Origin of the sequence: Gilliamella sp. B3023 (assembly GCF_026536845.1) — a bacterium.
GTDB classification, from domain to species: Bacteria; Pseudomonadota; Gammaproteobacteria; order Enterobacterales; family Orbaceae; genus Gilliamella; species Gilliamella apicola_E.
Map to the genome: position 1 here is coordinate 197,100 of NZ_JAFNNH010000002.1, position 16,203 is coordinate 213,302.

Consider the following 16,203-nt stretch of genomic DNA (forward strand, 5'->3'; position numbering starts at 1 on the left):
TGTTGCCTTTTAAATCACCTTCGATAATTCGAAGATGATTAAAAACTTTTTTAATTAACTGAAACTTGTAATTTAAATCCTTGATCTCCAGCACATGCTACTGGTGATGCTGTTACCTGGTTTAGATCTAAATATGTAGGAGCTCCACCCACAGCAGGAATACTTGTGCCTGTTGTTGCATAACTAGTCATATTAGTTCTAATAGTGTAAGGTGCATTTGGTCCCATACTTACATTAAACCAAGGGCCATTAGGACTATCAACATAACTTGGTAATGTTGTCATTGCACTTCCAGGACACGCCGGGCTATTTGAACCAACAAGTGACCAGATAACAAATGGGTTGGTAATTTCTACAGCTTCAGTATCATCGACATAAGCTTTTACGGTATATTCAGTACCTACATACCATCCAGTAATACCTGGTTCAAAATCAAGTACGTTTCCATTTTGTCTAGCAACTAAAGTGCCATCACTACGATATACTTTAATGTAGCCCGCTCTACCACCACCAAAATTAACCGTAGCTTTGTTGAAAGACTGACCATAACCATCTAATTTGATAGAAAAATCAACTGCTCCATCAAAGTTTGACGCAACGTCGATGGTATAAGTATCACCAATAGCTGTTGTGCCTGCTGCGGTAGAAGCATTTGCTGAAATGCTGTCACCCATTTTGACTTTTTCAAAAGATTTAACAATGACACAACGTTCTGAGGTAGGGCAACTTCTTACCGTACCAGAAGTACCATCAATCAAAGTGACTTTTGTACCATTACTGGTTGCTGTCCATAAATCAATTACTGAGGATTTGAATGTATTGTCTACTTTAGACATCAATGTTTGGTCACTAAAACCATCATAACCATCCCCAAAGCTTCCACTTCCAGTAGGTGTTCCAGGGGTAACCAAACTAGCTAATAGCGTTACTGAAGTTGTACCATCAGCTGTATTTTGCACAGAAGTTGCTGGATCTCCTGAGCTATCAACCGCCCAAACACCTATTTTACGAATACTTAAATTAGGCAGAACTTCAAACGAAACTGAATTAGATGTTGCTGATTTTCCTTTGCTATCAGTAACCGTTACTGCTAGGCTATAAACACCATTTGTACTAATTGGCAATCTGTTCCCATTTCGATCTACATAACTAGGTGCAACAATCTTCCAATTCTTAACATCAGCAGGAGGTGTTAACCATGAAGAGCTAGTACATACTCCCGCAGCAGAACACAAGAAACCACCACCATTATCAATATCTTGCATATTGCCTGACCAAGCTAAGCTTGATATACCTTTGGCGTTATGAACACCTATAACTAGATCATGAGTAGTACCTTCGAGTAATTGAAGAGAATCTAACCCTAAATCAACAGTCATTTTCTTTTCTTTATATTCAAGAACGATATAGTTATTACGATCAACTAAATCATATCGACTGCCTTTTAAAGAACGAGCCGCTTGAACCATATCCGGATCTAGCTGATCTTTTAACGGTGTACCAATACGATAATTCATGGTTAATTCAGCAGATGTGACTTTTTTACTATCCTGTCCGCGCTTATGTTGAGCTTTAACGGTAAATAAAGGAACCGGGGTATAATCCAATCCGACTGTGATCGCTCTTGGATCTTTTTGTAAATTATCCTTACCAAATAAAGCAACCTTATCACCATAGTATTGTTCATACATAAGTGATCCGCCTAAATGAGGATATTGAGGTAAATAGCCCTGAAAGCGAATATCAAAACCTCTAGCAGCTCGTTCTAAATAGTCATCAAAGTCTCTTGAATCTTTCCAATCAGATAATGGATGATAATAGTTAGCTGCGAACTTCATATAATCAGTCCAAGCTTCAGCACCTAGGCCTAAACGATTGTGTGAACGTTGGAAATCATGATCAAGAAAGGCGTTATATCCTAATAACCATGTATTATCAGCAACATCCCAACGTTGACCAATACCAAAGTTACCAATATGACGATTATGTTCATATTCTTGGAATGATAACTGACTAAAAATCAATGTGCTGTCAGTATCAATCAATGGGCTAAATAATTTAACATTGATATTATTGAATTCACCCTTATCGCCTAAATCGAACTGTAATTGAGCAGTACCAAAACGCCCTAAAAAATTTTGAGCAGCGCTACGAAGAGGATCGACTACTTGTGAATGAATACCATTGCGAACATAGTTTTCAGCATAATCTTTACCTTTGTTTTTCAAATGGCCAGAGATACCGCCATTATCTGCTGAAGTAATATTTTTCCAATCTTGAGTTGCAAGAGTTTGCAAGGTGGTAGCTACTTGGCTTGATAGTGCATCTTTGTCTTTTTTTACATCGTAACTATCATCAGAGCCTAGCGAAGGTAAATTTGAGTATTTATCTTTTTTATTATTATTATTATTTATTGCAGGTAATAAAGGAGAATTTTCAGGTAAAACTAGTCGTTCATCGACTTCAACCATATCTTTTTTATCGAAACGACCTGCATTCATAGCTCGTAATTCAGAAATTGAAATATTGCTTAATAATGCAATTTGGTACAAACTGCGTTTTTGATTATTAATCATTTCTCGAGCTTTAGTACCATTTTTTAATTCAATGATTTTATTGCTATCAACCTCATTCGACGATAGCTGAGTATCAATAGCATAAGCATAATTCCAACTTAACGTAGCTATTACAAATGCTGAGATAACTCTTAATCTAAGATTCTTTCTCACCGTAGTCATTCCTTATATCTCACTAACTTTACAAATGCATCGTATTTATTTACGTTGTAAGTAAAGTTTTTATTATTTAATGTGTTGTTTTTAATATGCGATTTTAAAACTAAATAATATTCGCCTAAAAACTAAAACTTCTTTACAAAACAGCTAAGTTCAGGAGGATTTTATTACATAAATGTAATTTATAAAACTATTTTGTAACTTTTTTTGACATCTTTTTGTAAAGACGTTTTTTTGATATATTAATCAACAAGTTAATTAATTATATTTTTGTTTAAAACTTACTATTTTTATTAATTAATCAATTTTATATTACTTTTTAGTAATAGAAATCAAACAACAATATGTCAATTGTAAAGAAGAAAGGCTAATTTTGGGGATGAAAATAAGCTTGAACTGTTCACTTCAAGCTTATTTATGACTTTAGGTTATATTTTAGAAAATTAAATGACTAGTATTGACCTTCATTATAAATTTCAAGATTTTCAGATTCTGGCGTGATTGATTTGTTTTCAGCTCTGTGATGCTCTAGCGTATCAAAATAATTATCATCAATTCCTTCAGTAACATATTTTCCATCAAAAACAGAACATTCTAGATGATGAATATTAGGATTTTGCTCTTTAATACAATCAATTAAATCCGAAAGATCTTGAAATATTAATTTATCTGCTCCAATTTCTTTGGCAATTTGACCAACAGAGCGGTTATAAGCTATAAGTTCACTAGCAACTGGCATATCAATACCATAAACATTAGGATGTCTAATTTCAGGCGCTGCCGAAGCGAGATAAACTTTTTTAGCACCAACTGAACGCACCATCTCAAGTATTTTTTCCGATGTCGTTCCTCGAACAATAGAATCATCAACTAGAAGAACATTCTTACCTTCAAATTCAATACGATTAGCATTTAGCTTTCTTCTTACTGAAAGTTTTCGTTCCGCTTGACCTGGCATGATAAAAGTACGTCCAACATAGCGGTTTTTAACAAATCCTTGTCGATAGGGTTTATTCAGAATTCTGGCAATTTCAAGCGCGGCATCACATGATGTTTCAGGAATAGGAATTACTACATCAATATCAATGTCTTTCCATTCTCTAGCAATTTTTTGACCTAGTTTCTGTCCCATTAATATACGGGATTGATATACTGAAACACCATTCATCAATGAGTCAGGGCGGGCAAAATAAACATATTCAAAAATACATGGATAATATTGAGGATTATTTGCACATTGTTTTGAATAAAGTTGTCCATCTTGAGTAATATAGATAGCTTCACCTGGTTCAACATCACGCATAAATTCAAAATCGAGAATATCTAAAGCAACACTTTCCGATGCAACCATATATTCTGTCTTTTGATTATCAAGCACTTTTTTACCTATCACCAAAGGACGAATACCATATGGGTCTCGAAATGCGACTAATCCATGTCCAATAATCATTGCAACACATGCATAAGCACCTTTAATGATTTGATGTACCCGATTGATAGCGGTGAAAATATTTTCTGCAGTTAATGGATAGGTAGGGAATTTATCAAGTTCGCTAGCAAAAATATTAAGTAATACTTCTGAATCAGAACTTGTATTAATGTGGCGTCTTGCTAATTCAAATACTTTATTTCTTAATTGGTCAGTATTAGTTAAATTACCATTGTGTGCAAGTGCAATACCATAAGGTGAATTGACATAAAATGGTTGCGCTTCTGAAGGACTTGAGCTGCCCGCAGTGGGATAGCGAATATGCCCTATTCCTAAATTACCTTGTAAACGCAACATATGATGTTCTTGAAATACATCTTTAACTAAACCATTTGCTTTACGTAAGCGAAAACGATTTTGCTCGTCGATAGTTACAATCCCCGCAGCATCTTGTCCTCGATGCTGCAAAACAGTTAAAGCGTCATAAATAGATTGATTAACTGTACTGCATCCTACAATACCAACAACACCACACATACAATGATTACCTCAAAGTTATTGAACTAAAAATGAAGACGACTGCTGTATAAAATCAAAAAACCAACGAATAATAAAATGAAAATGCGGAATTAGCTGCGATTGCTCCCATTCAGGAGATTGGGATAACGGTGTGAAAGTATCGACAAAAAAGAGCACTGCCGCCACAACTAAAATACCCCTTAATACACCAAAACAAATACCTAATACGCGATCTGTACCTGATAGTCCTGTTTTTTGAACCAATTGCCCAATAATATAAGAAACAATGGCACACACAATTAGTGTAGCAATAAATAAAATAGCGATAGCTACAGCAATACGAATTACATCACTATCAAAATAAGTTAAGTAACTAGTGATATGCATGTAAAAACGACTTGCTATAAAAAAAGCCAGAACCCAACTTATTAGGGATAACGCTTCTTTAACAAAACCTCTAATAATACTAATTAGTGCAGATAAAATAATCACACCAATAATCGTATAATCAACCCAATTCATCATAATAACTCACAATTTTATATTAATATTTTTATTTAATGTTTGTACTCATTAAAGAGTAAAATAATTTTTAATTTGTAACAATAACACCTTTTAATTTTGTTAAATTGTTTAGGTTACTAAGCAACTGCTCTGCTTGCTCTTTTTTTGCATAAGGACCGACCTGTAATTTTATTAATTGATTAGGTCCTGGATTACTTGGAATGATTCTAACGTCATAATTGTTTAGCCTTAATAATGCCACTAATTCCTCAATTTTTTTCTTATTTTTCAATGCGCCAAGTTGAATCATGTAGGGCTTATCTGTTTGTTCAGAAATAGATGAAGCATCGCTATTATCATTATCAGGTGATGCTAAAGGGCTAGTATATTGATCAGAATCAGGTGTATAAGATTGTTCAAATCCTGGACCACCATTAATAGTTGACTCATTTTGTGATGTAATCACTTGATTTTGTTCATTTACTACTTCTGGTTGTAAAATAGGAATTGTAGGCGTATGTAAATTAGATTTATCTGTTATGATATTAGGTGCAATTATAGCAATAGTTAGCAATAATGTAGCAAAACCAACTAGTTGATTCCTAATTTTATTTGAAGTAGTTTTCTCTTGATTAGTATCCATGATTACATTTGCCTAATTTATCTAAAACGGCAGATACAGTATAAAATGAACCACAGACGACAATAATATCATCTTCTTTTGAATCTTGCATGGCCTTTTGATATGCATTATCAACTGATTCAAACGTAGTTATATTTTCTACTTTATTATCTTGCAAATACTGCTTTAATACCTCAGCATTACATCCACGCTCACCGTAAAGTGAAGCACAATACCATTGATCAGCATTTAATAAAGATAGAGTGCTTTTAATATCTTTATCTTTCAACATACCAATGACAAACCTAATCTTACCAATAGTAGGTTGTTTCTTTACCAATAACTTAATTTGGTTAGCTAAATAGTTAGCAGCATGAGGATTATGTGCAACATCAACAATTACAATTGGTGATGTCTGTATTATTTGAAATCTTCCAACTAAATTTGTTTTTTCAAGACCCTCGATTATTTGATTCTGGTCAATTGAAAGCGAAGAATAAGTTAGTGCTGCTATTGCAGTAGCAGCATTAGCTAAAGGCACATTGGGAATAGGCAATTGATCATACTGTTTTAACGGTGAAATGAATTGCCATAATGAATCATCAATTTGTTGATATGACCAATCTTTATTAACTACATAAATAGGACAATTCACAGTTTTAGAAACATCTATAATAGATGATGGTATCTCTGGCTCACCAACAATAGCAATACTATTGGGTTTAAAAATACCTGCTTTTTCTCGACCAATACTTTCTCGAGTATTGCCTAAATATTCTACATGGTCGATACCGATTGTAGTAATAATTGCTATATCAGCATCGATAATATTGGTGGCATCAAGTCTTCCACCTAAGCCTACTTCTAGAATAACTACATCCAATTGAGCCTGTTTAAATTGATATAATGCAGCTAACGTTGCATATTCAAAATAAGTTAAGGAAATATTTCCTCTCGCTTTTTCAATTTCAACAAATGCATCAACTGTGTCTTGTTCTTTTGACTCTTGATTATTTATTCTAACCCTTTCAGTAAAACGCACTAAATGAGGAGAGCTGTAAACTCCAACATGCTTATTTGCAGCAAGTAATATCATCTCAAGCGTGCGGCAAGTCGTTCCTTTGCCATTAGTCCCTGCCACCGTAAAAATATAAGGGGCTGGCTGCAAAAGATCTAGACGCTCTGCAACTGTTCTAACACGCTCAAGTCCTAAATCAATGGTCGTTGGATGTAATTGTTCCAAATAAGAAAGCCATGTTTCAAGATTAGACATGGCATCAGGAATTTCAGTTCGCATGATTAATTAAATATTCTCATCATTAACGATAGAATCAAAAGGAACTGGGAGTTTCATTAATTTAGCTAACAGACCTGCAATTTTAGGGCGCATATCACGACGATCAATAATCATATCAATTGCACCTTTTTCTAATAAGAACTCGCTACGTTGGAATCCTTCTGGCAGTGTTTCACGCACTGTTTGTTGAATTACTCGAGGCCCCGCAAAACCAATTAACGCTTTAGGTTCAGCAATATTAATATCACCTAGCATCGCTAGACTAGCAGATACACCACCCATTGTTGGATCGGTCATCACAGAAATATAGGGTAAACCTTCATCTTGCATTTTTGCTAAGATGGCACTCGTTTTTGCCATTTGCATTAATGAAAATAATGCTTCTTGCATTCGAGCGCCACCACTGGTAGAAAAACAGATTAATGGGCACTTATCTTCAATTGCCTGTTCTGCGGCTCGCGTAAATAAAGCTCCGACAACAGACGACATTGAACCACCAATAAAAGCAAATTCAAAGCAGGCAACAACGACTGGAATGCCCAGTAATGTGCCTTTCATTACTACCATCGCCTCTTTTTCATGTGTTTCTTTTTGAGCGGCAGTTAAACGATCTTTATATTTTTTGGTATCTTTAAACCTCAAAATATCTTTAGGAGCAAGTTCTGAACCAATCTCTACATCAGAACCTTCATCTAAAAAACGATATAAGCGAACTCGGGCAGGAATATGCATGTGATGATCGCATTTTGGGCAAACTTCTAAATTACGATCAAGTTCAGCTTGATAGATAACCTGCTCACAATTACTACATTTGGTCCAAACACCACCTGGAATATTTGCCTTTTTATGATCTGACGATATATTATTTTTACTCAGAATTTTTTCAATCCAGCTCATTATGATTCTCTCATTTGGTACTCTTTTCAATTAACAACACATTGTATAATACTTTGCAATAATTCTTAATAGTTGTTTTTATTTTTATCGCAATTAGAAGGAAAATCGATAAATTTATCGACAATTTTATAAAAATATTATTATTTCATACTTCAAAAAATTTGATTTAAAACAAAACTCAGCAAGCTTGATTGATATTTAAATTTAACATTTTTCAATAAAAGTATATTTAGTATGACCTTAAAAAATTATTGGTATATAATTAACTCAGAATCGTTTTCCATTTTTTAGAAATAAGGGGTTATAGATGGACAAGGAAAAATCAGCCGCACCATCATTTCAAGATGTACTTGAATATATTCGTTTATCACGTCGTTTAAATAAATTAAAACGTGAAATTTCAGATAACGAGAAAAAAATTCGTGATAACCAAAAACGTGTGCTATTACTTGAAAATTTAAGTGATTACATTAAACCTGATATGACTTACGAAGAACTTCAAGCTATTATTGCTAATATGAAGAGTGATTATGATGATCGTGTTGATGATTATATAATCAAGAATGCTGAAATTTCTAAAGAAAGACGTGAAATCAGCAAAAAAATGCGTAGTTACCGTTCTAATTAATGTTTTTATGTATAACAACGCCCTTTTTCTCAATAGGGCGTTATTACTTTATTTTTAATCAATTAACCGCCAGCAAATTTAACTTTAAAACCTTTATCTTCTAATAATGATTTTAATAGTTCACGTTTGTCGCCTTGAATTTCAATTTTCCCGTCTTTAACTGAACCACCGCAACCACAACGCTTTTTCAGCTCAGCTGCTAATTGCATCAACTGAGAATCCTCTAAATCGAATCCCTCAATAACACAAACTCCTTTACCTTTACGCCCTGATGTCTGGCGTGAAATACGGATAAAACCATCGCCTTTAATACGAGGTTTAGCAGCCTGCTTTGGCGTAATTCGACCATGTTCAGTTGAATAAACAATAGCGTTATCAGACATAATTATTAACTCTTTGATAAATCTAGTGTTGTTAGAATAGCATGTAATGCTTTGGTTGGGTCTTCCGCTTGAGTAATAGGACGCCCAATAACTAAATAATCTGAACCAGCAGCTTGTGCGCGTTGAGGTGTCATAATACGGCGTTGATCATCAGGTGTTGATCCTGCTGGACGAATTCCTGGAGTAACTAATTTAAAATCACTTCCTAGTCTAGTTCTAAAACTTTGTACTTCTTTAGCAGAACATACAACTCCATCGAGTCCGCAATTCTTTGCCAGTAATGCCAGCTTTGTTGCTTGCTCTAATGGTGAAACGTTAATACCTATTTCTTTAAGATCAGAAGACTCCATACTCGTTAATACAGTCACTGCGATTAACATTGGTGCATCCTTACCGTATGAATAAAGCGCATCTTTTGCAGCTTCCATCATACGAGCGCCACCACTAGCGTGAACATTTGTCATCCAAACACCTAAATCGGCAGCTGCAGCTACTGCTTTAGCAACAGTGTTAGGAATATCATGGAATTTAAGATCCAAAAAGATATCAAATCCTTTTTGTTTTATTTGCCTAATAAAGTCAGGACCTGCATGAGTAAATAATTCTTTGCCTATTTTAAGACGACAATCTTTTGGATCAACTTGGTCTATAAAGTTCCATGCTGACTTAGTATCTGAAAAATCAACAGCAACAATGATTGGAGATGACATAACTTATTTGTTCCTTTTTAATTATATATTCTATCTTTTCTTCTTAATAAACTCATTAAAACCTTTATAGAAAATTTTAGCACTTTCTTTGTAGCCTTGTAAGGTTTGATGTACTAAATCTGGTCGAGTCAGTCCACGTTTTTGCCAAACTTTAACTGAACCAGCTCCCCCCATAGCTGCTTGCCAATTCCAATATAGTGTCCTTTCAGATTTAGCTACTTGCTTTTGAATACTCATAATTGCTAAAAATGATTTAGGGATACTATTTTCATTTACCATTGTATCTGGAGGTGTCATCAATAAAATGGCTGCATTAGGTAATGCTCTACGAATTTGGCGAATATTATTCACTAAGTTTTTGCGGTAATCATTAACATCTAAAGTTTCATCAAAACTTTCATTTGTTCCGTATTCAAGAATAACTAAATCACTTTTTGAAGCAGATAATTCTTTCAACCAACTTGAACCCCATTTTTGCCATATGCTCTGTTTAGCGCCATTAGTTGCAATTGAAGATACAATAACCCCTGATTTTTTTGAGCGATTTAACCAAATTCCTCCAATTTCAACATCGCGGTTTCCTTTAATCGTAAAAGGGTTTTTAGTCACAAATGACACCGTTTGCCAAACACTACTTTTGGGTAAATAACTTATATTTATTTTTTTACCGTCAGCATCATAAATACTCAATAAATTAGGGGTATTCTTCAATGCTTTGAAGGTTAATTTTACTTGCCAATTTTTGTTATCTAAACTTTTTGGTATTATTTGTATAGTGGCTGAATCGTTAGTCGCTTTTGCAATAAATCCACCCATTGGAAAATCTACGTCACTTACTGTACGGCTACTTATTACACGCCAATCTTTTACTTTCCAACCAACTGCTGTATGATTTTGACCTTTAATGGCAACAGGTGTAACCCAACCAATTCCGGCATCACCATATTTTTGTTGCATTAATGTTCGAAACTCACCAGTAAAAAAATCTGCTGCTGAATGCGAATCTCCAAATTGTGTAATATTAACGACTTGATTGCCATTTTTATTTCTAGCTAATGAATTTAACCGTTGAGCTAATTGTTTTGCATTTGGGTCACCAAAGTCAACAACAGTCGATTGTGCATCAGTTTTACTTTCTGCTACACTGCATCCTACTGAAACAGTGATAGTCACTATAGTAATAATATACTTTAAAAGTTTAATCACTATCGTCATCCTCAAATTGTTTAAAAATGATTTTATCCATAATTGCTTTAGCTAAAATTTTTTGGCCTATAGGTGTAAAATGGATTCCATCATCAACTCTAACTTTTATTTTATCTTTATTCGATTCAATAAAACTATTAAATGTTTCATAAGTACAACCTAATAATTGATTGGTTGTTAAAAAGTGTTGTTGTCTCTTTTCTACTTCAGACTGATACAGCGTATTTAAATAAACCATTCCTAAATTTAGTTGCGGTTTGCGCATACAAGGAGCAGCCAGCCAAAGCACTTGAACATTATGTTCACTAGCACTATTTAAAATTGTGGCGATACGTAAACGGTATTGTTCTTCCCACAACTCGGATTTAAATTTAACGTATTTAGCATAACCTTTTACAGGAAAGTCCCAAGGATCATTAGGTCCTAAAAAAACAACAAGTAACTTGATAGAAGGATCGGCAATTAAAATATCATTGATTGTTTTTGGCCAATTGAAAGCCTTTGGATAAGCGAGCCCAGTACTTTGTTTGCTTAGATTCACACTTTCTATTTTATATTGTTTAAATAACATTTTTTTAACATATGGTGCAACGCCTTGCATCAAAGAGTCGCCAACAAACAATACTTTGTCATTTTGAGTTAATACAATCGGTAAGGGCTCATGAATTAATGGAATATTTTGAATTTTAGGTGCTTCATCTTTAGCTTCGGTATCTATCTGTTCAGTTACTGGCGTTCCATCAAACCTAGTTTTGCTTAATTTAGTATTTTCTTGCTTAATTGATATTGGTTGAACATGAATTTTTTGCCTTTTTTTATCTTTTTTAATATTAACCATTTCGGATGGTGAAATAACTAACACATTTTTTACTGGTTGGTTTAAATGTGACTCATCATCAATGGAGCTAATGACATTATTTTGATCAATAACTACATCTTTCGAATATTCTTCTACTCGACCATCAGAATCGTCTAGATCCATTTTTTGGGTCATACTTCCTGAATTAAATAGATCATGATGATACGTTTGTTGCCAATAAATTAATACCGATTTGTGATAAATTGCTATTAATGCTATTGCGGTAATCAATAGCATAATAAAAACATATTTAGGTGAAAGTGATTCTTTTTGAGTTATTGCAGCTTCTGATACTTTAGTCTTAGCATTATGCTTTCTTGATTGCTCATGTAAACCATTTTCGAACAAATCAATTTGTTGCCTATTTTTTTGAGGCCTATTTCTTCGTCTATTTTTTGATAATGTTTTTTTATATTTCATTTTTATTGTTCTTCATAATCAAAAATTAGCATAAATAAAATTTGGCACTCCAGATGGTGCAAAATAGATAGTTAGCCATAATATAAATATAAAAATGATAGGCAAATAAATCCGATTTATTTTGCTAAGTTGTAAAGCGCACCAATCAGGAATATTTTTAAATAATGGGTATAACAAAAATATTACACATATACTTAGAAATACCTCAATATAATGTGACTCAATTAAAAAGTTATGGCCTAGAGCCGTTAAATAATCTAATGCGTCAGGTAAGTTTGCACAATAAAAAAATAACCAAGTAAAACAGATATAATGCCAAGTAATTAATCTAGCAATAATTGGGGAACGTTGAGTAATCCAACCTCTTCCCATATAACAATCTAATATATTAAGAACAATAATCCCCAAACCATGACATCCCCCCCAAATAACAAAATTAATCCCAGCTCCATGCCATAAACCTGACAATAACATAGCTGACATAACATTAATTTGAGTGCGAATAAAACCACGACGATTGCCACCAAGAGGGATATAAATATAATCGCGGATCCAATGAGATAAACTAATATGCCAACGTTCCCAAAATTCGCGGACATTACAGGCTAAATAAGGAAAGTTAAAGTTGATAGGAAGTCGAAAACCTAATAATAAAGCAATACCTGTAACAAGGTCGGTATAACCAGAAAAATTCAGGTAAATTTGTATAGCATAACCGTATAAGCCTACCAATAAATCAAGAGTACTGTATTCTAATGGATTTGAAAAAATCGGAGTTATCCAGTTTTCGCTAATTAATCCACCTAAACAATAAACTTTTATCACGGCCAGAATAATTAACGTAAATGCCCGAAAGGGTTCTAAAATCTCTCTAGGTTGACTCACCACAATTTGTGGAATAAATGTTTTTGCTCGATTAATTGGACCCGCAATTATACAAGGAAAAAAGGATAAAAATAAGGCAAAATCCGAGAATTTAGCAACAGGTAATTCTTTCTTTTTTATCGAAACTAAATAGCTTACCGAGTGGAACGTATAAAAGGAGATGCCTATTGGAATAAAAATGGTTATTGCTGGCAATAATATAGATAAATTTAGATAGTTAAGCAATGACTGTAATTCATATCGAAAAAAATCAAAATATTTGAACAATGCTAAATTGATTATTGCGGCACTTAATCCTAAAACCAGCCATCTTTTTGCGTGTTTTTTAGACGTTGCAATCATTATTGAAAAGAAATATATCACGCTAGTGTAGCTAAAAAGGATAACAGCAAATTGAACACTATAACTAGCAACAATAAGGTAACTTGAAATCAAAAGTAAATTATTTTGGAATTTTGGTAATAATCTAAAAGACCAATATAAAGCAAAGAGAACTACAAAAATTAGACCAAATTCAATTGATAAATAACTCACTGCAATCCTTTCATATGTAAATCTACTATTGACCTAAAATTTTATTATTCTATAAAGTCTATTTCTGATACCCAATTAATTGTGATTGAGCAAGAACATTATAAACAATCAACTCCCTATTTAACCCATTTATCGATAACAAGTTTTTTGCCTTTAACCACAGTTGATAAAGCGAAATAATTTCATCATTACTTTTTGTGGCAAGTAGCCTAACTAACGGAACCTGATCACGATTCACAATATATCGACCAACTTTCTGTTTAGCTTTTAACGCATCACCTAGCAATGCACAAAACCAAGTGATACGCTCAAAAAAGTCCTCATGATTAAATGTCTTTGCTAATTGCCAAAAATTGTTTTGTGGCAAGACATTTAACAAGTTTTCACAAAATAATTTTCGTTGTTGCCAATTTTCGGGTTGCAACAGAAGAGCTGCATTTAGTGGCGCATTTTCACTCAATAACAGAGCAGTGGCAAGCTCATTATCACTGTATAAATCATTATGTATCTTTTTTAACCAATTAATAGATTCTTCTATTTTTGGTATTTTTAAAAAATAACAAAAACAACGGCTATGAATTGTAGGTAAAAATTGACTATTATGGTTATCACTTAAAATAAAATAGGTATTTTCTGGAGGTTCTTCTAACGTTTTAAGCAACGCATTTGCAGCGGCTTCTGTCATAAAAGCAGCATGTCTAATCCAGATGACCTTATTACCTCCCTGTTGGGATTTTTCATAGATTTTTGTAGAAATATTCCGTATTTGATCAATACCAATCGATTGTTTTCCCTGTTCATTTGTTATTTGGTAATAATCAGGATGATGTTGAGATAAAAATAACTGACAACTATGACATTTACCGCATGGTTCCAACTGTTTTGAAGATTGACAGAGTAATCGATTAGCTATTAAGTTGATTAGTTCTTCTTCACCACTACCTTGAATATAATTGATTAACAAAGCATGATGAGCACGATGATTAACAATCGTTTCTGCTAACTGTTCAAAAGGTAATTTAAGCCATGGATATTCGTTGAAAATCATAAAATCGAAACCTAATTTGTTAACCATGAATTTAATGTTGTTTCAATTTGAGCTGTCACTTCTGTAATTGATTTTGATGCATCAATAGTAATGATAGTGTTATCATTTTCAGCTAACTCTAAATAACGCTGACGAATTCGCTCAAAAAAAGGCAGTGATTGTTGTTCAATACGATCAAGTTGCCCTCGAGATCTTGCCCTCATCAATCCAAGTTCTGGAGAAATATCTAAATACAACGTTAAGTCTGGTTTAAAATTACCTAAAACCTGAGAGTGTAGTGTTTCGATAAAAACTCTGTCTAGCTCTCGTCCGCCACCTTGATAAGCTTGAGTAGATAAATCATGTCGATCACCAATGACCCATTTCCCCATTTTCAGTGCAGGCTTAATCACGTTATCGACTAATTGAATACGCGCAGCATATAACATAAGTAATTCAGCTTTATCAGTTAATGGCTCATTATCTAAACCATTTTTAATAATATTACGCAATGCTTCAGCAATCGGTGTACCACCCGGTTCACGAGTAAATTGCAGATCGCAAATATGATGTTGATTCAAAACACGCGCAACAGTATTTATGGCAGTCGTTTTACCGGCGCCTTCCAAACCTTCGATGACAATAAATTTGCCTGTCATACTTATTTCCTAAACTAATTAAGCTGATGAACGAGTAAACATTGCGCTATTGTACGCTATTTTTACCAATTATTTTAGTTCGTATCGTAAATACCTTGTTAATACTTATCAAATATAAGTACTTTTTAATATACCGACATAGTAAAACTATCCTGTTTAATTATTAGCGATTCGTCTATAAGATCGAAATAAATCAAAATAAAAATAGTTTGATGTTGTTCATTAATAGGAAAATCATTGAGTATATGAACTTTGTATTTATCGCCTTCTAAGAAAGCGATATCGATTGGTATTTTTCACTCACTTATCATTTGTTTAGTAAACAATTCATAGTATTATGAATTAGTATTTAACACTGTGTTGCTAGAGAAAATAAAGTTTTTAGATTATAAAATCATTAGGCGGATTTCCAACCATACCTGAACAAGAATATAAAACAAAATTAATCTGGAATGCCAAAGAATGAAAAAAATACTCCTACTATTAGTCGCATTTATGTCAATAGTAACATTAACCAGTTGCAACAAAACACCTTTAGAAAAGGTTTTAAAAGATGTAAAAAACAATCATCCTAAAACCATAACCTTATCTGATTATACCAATTTTAAATGGGATGAAGTTTGGATAATCAGTGGCAGTATTAGTGGACGGTATATCATATTAATGCGAGAACATAATATTGATGTCAAAAAAGTAGAAAAACCTAAAAGGAAATATGGAAAATATCAAGAGCTTTCTAAGACTGTAGTGTATGTATATAATAAAAAAGTTGTCTATTACGAATTTCCTCCGGATAACAGGGACAGGGAGTTTTCTCTTTTAGGTTTTGTAGAACCATATGCACTTTTAGATTTTAACTTAGAAAGAGGACAGATAATGGTTGTTTCCA

Annotated in this window: 15 protein-coding genes; 2 read left to right on the forward strand and 13 right to left on the reverse strand. The window is 33.4% G+C overall.

Annotation, left to right across the window (positions count from 1 at the left end):
- Window positions 1–50 precede the first annotated feature (50 nt).
- The 6 genes from J3U16_RS02280 to accD all read right to left on the reverse strand — a co-directional run bounded on the left by J3U16_RS02280 (window position 51) and on the right by accD (window position 8,003).
- Entirely contained in the window at window positions 51–2,729 is a 2,679-nt protein-coding gene (locus J3U16_RS02280) for an inverse autotransporter beta domain-containing protein (RefSeq protein WP_267342445.1), read from the reverse strand.
- Window positions 2,730–3,186: 457 nt separating this feature from the next.
- On the reverse strand, window positions 3,187–4,701 hold the full coding sequence (purF, locus tag J3U16_RS02285; RefSeq protein WP_065734755.1) for an amidophosphoribosyltransferase: 1,515 nt from the start codon (window positions 4,699–4,701) through the stop codon (window positions 3,187–3,189).
- 18 nt (window positions 4,702–4,719) lie between these two features.
- Complete coding sequence (locus tag J3U16_RS02290) at window positions 4,720–5,205, reverse strand: CvpA family protein (protein ID WP_065562475.1); 486 nt, start codon at window positions 5,203–5,205, stop codon at window positions 4,720–4,722.
- Window positions 5,206–5,275: 70 nt separating this feature from the next.
- The gene (locus J3U16_RS02295) at window positions 5,276–5,830 is read right to left on the reverse strand and encodes an SPOR domain-containing protein (protein WP_267330018.1); all 555 of its coding nucleotides are present in this window, start codon (window positions 5,828–5,830) and stop codon (window positions 5,276–5,278) included.
- A complete protein-coding gene (gene folC, locus J3U16_RS02300) occupies window positions 5,820–7,109 on the reverse strand; it encodes a bifunctional tetrahydrofolate synthase/dihydrofolate synthase (RefSeq protein WP_416380741.1) in 1,290 nt (429 codons plus the stop codon). Before folC ends, J3U16_RS02295 begins: the two co-directional genes overlap by 11 nt.
- Before the next feature lie 3 nt (window positions 7,110–7,112).
- Window positions 7,113–8,003 (reverse strand): acetyl-CoA carboxylase, carboxyltransferase subunit beta, encoded by an 891-nt coding sequence (accD, locus tag J3U16_RS02305; protein WP_065734752.1) that lies wholly within the window; start codon window positions 8,001–8,003, stop codon window positions 7,113–7,115.
- Between the two features lie 307 nt (window positions 8,004–8,310).
- Here accD and tmaR point away from each other — a divergent pair, with 307 nt between their 5' ends.
- Window positions 8,311–8,631 (forward strand): PTS system regulator TmaR, encoded by a 321-nt coding sequence (gene tmaR / locus J3U16_RS02310; protein WP_065562399.1) that lies wholly within the window; start codon window positions 8,311–8,313, stop codon window positions 8,629–8,631.
- A gap of 62 nt (window positions 8,632–8,693) precedes the next feature.
- On the opposite strand, the gene yciH is transcribed toward tmaR, so the two are convergent.
- Genes yciH through tmk form a run of 7 tightly spaced genes read right to left on the reverse strand, consistent with a single transcriptional unit; the run spans window position 8,694 to window position 15,314 of the window.
- Window positions 8,694–9,014, reverse strand: coding sequence for a stress response translation initiation inhibitor YciH (gene yciH / locus J3U16_RS02315; RefSeq protein WP_065562400.1), 321 nt, complete (start codon window positions 9,012–9,014; stop codon window positions 8,694–8,696).
- A 5-nt stretch (window positions 9,015–9,019) separates the two neighbouring features.
- A complete protein-coding gene (gene pyrF / locus J3U16_RS02320; protein ID WP_065734751.1) occupies window positions 9,020–9,724 on the reverse strand; it encodes an orotidine-5'-phosphate decarboxylase in 705 nt (234 codons plus the stop codon).
- 30 nt (window positions 9,725–9,754) lie between these two features.
- A complete protein-coding gene (locus J3U16_RS02325) occupies window positions 9,755–10,930 on the reverse strand; it encodes a hypothetical protein (RefSeq protein ID WP_267342449.1) in 1,176 nt (391 codons plus the stop codon).
- The gene (locus J3U16_RS02330) at window positions 10,923–12,209 is read right to left on the reverse strand and encodes a DUF459 domain-containing protein (protein ID WP_267342450.1); all 1,287 of its coding nucleotides are present in this window, start codon (window positions 12,207–12,209) and stop codon (window positions 10,923–10,925) included. The genes J3U16_RS02325 and J3U16_RS02330 overlap by 8 nt, the downstream gene beginning before the upstream one ends.
- Window positions 12,210–12,227: 18 nt before the next feature.
- Entirely contained in the window at window positions 12,228–13,628 is a 1,401-nt protein-coding gene (locus J3U16_RS02335) for an MBOAT family O-acyltransferase (protein WP_267342451.1), read from the reverse strand.
- A gap of 58 nt (window positions 13,629–13,686) precedes the next feature.
- Window positions 13,687–14,676: a DNA polymerase III subunit delta' gene (gene holB, locus J3U16_RS02340; protein ID WP_267330013.1), complete on the reverse strand. Its 990-nt coding sequence runs from the start codon at window positions 14,674–14,676 to the stop codon at window positions 13,687–13,689.
- Window positions 14,677–14,687: 11 nt separating this feature from the next.
- A complete protein-coding gene (tmk, locus tag J3U16_RS02345) occupies window positions 14,688–15,314 on the reverse strand; it encodes a dTMP kinase (RefSeq protein ID WP_065562405.1) in 627 nt (208 codons plus the stop codon).
- 462 nt (window positions 15,315–15,776) lie between these two features.
- On the opposite strand from tmk, the gene J3U16_RS02350 reads away from it, so the two are divergent.
- Window positions 15,777–16,203, forward strand: a 427-nt coding sequence (locus J3U16_RS02350) for a hypothetical protein (protein WP_267342452.1), incomplete at its 3' end; no start/stop codon positions are given.

Bases quoted from the DNA above. Each gene is read 5' to 3' on its own strand.
- purF (WP_065734755.1), bottom strand. From the start codon at position 4,701: ATGTGTGGTGTTGTTGGTATTGTAGGATGCAGTACAGTTAATCAATCT.
- J3U16_RS02290 (WP_065562475.1), bottom strand. From the start codon at position 5,205: ATGAATTGGGTTGATTATACGATTATTGGTGTGATTATTTTATCTGCA.
- J3U16_RS02295 (WP_267330018.1), bottom strand. From the start codon at position 5,830: ATGGATACTAATCAAGAGAAAACTACTTCAAATAAAATTAGGAATCAA.
- accD (WP_065734752.1), bottom strand. From the start codon at position 8,003: ATGAGCTGGATTGAAAAAATTCTGAGTAAAAATAATATATCGTCAGAT.
- tmaR (WP_065562399.1), top strand. From the start codon at position 8,311: ATGGACAAGGAAAAATCAGCCGCACCATCATTTCAAGATGTACTTGAA.
- yciH (WP_065562400.1), bottom strand. From the start codon at position 9,014: ATGTCTGATAACGCTATTGTTTATTCAACTGAACATGGTCGAATTACG.
- pyrF (WP_065734751.1), bottom strand. From the start codon at position 9,724: ATGTCATCTCCAATCATTGTTGCTGTTGATTTTTCAGATACTAAGTCA.
- J3U16_RS02330 (WP_267342450.1), bottom strand. From the start codon at position 12,209: ATGAAATATAAAAAAACATTATCAAAAAATAGACGAAGAAATAGGCCT.
- holB (WP_267330013.1), bottom strand. From the start codon at position 14,676: ATGATTTTCAACGAATATCCATGGCTTAAATTACCTTTTGAACAGTTA.
- tmk (WP_065562405.1), bottom strand. From the start codon at position 15,314: ATGACAGGCAAATTTATTGTCATCGAAGGTTTGGAAGGCGCCGGTAAA.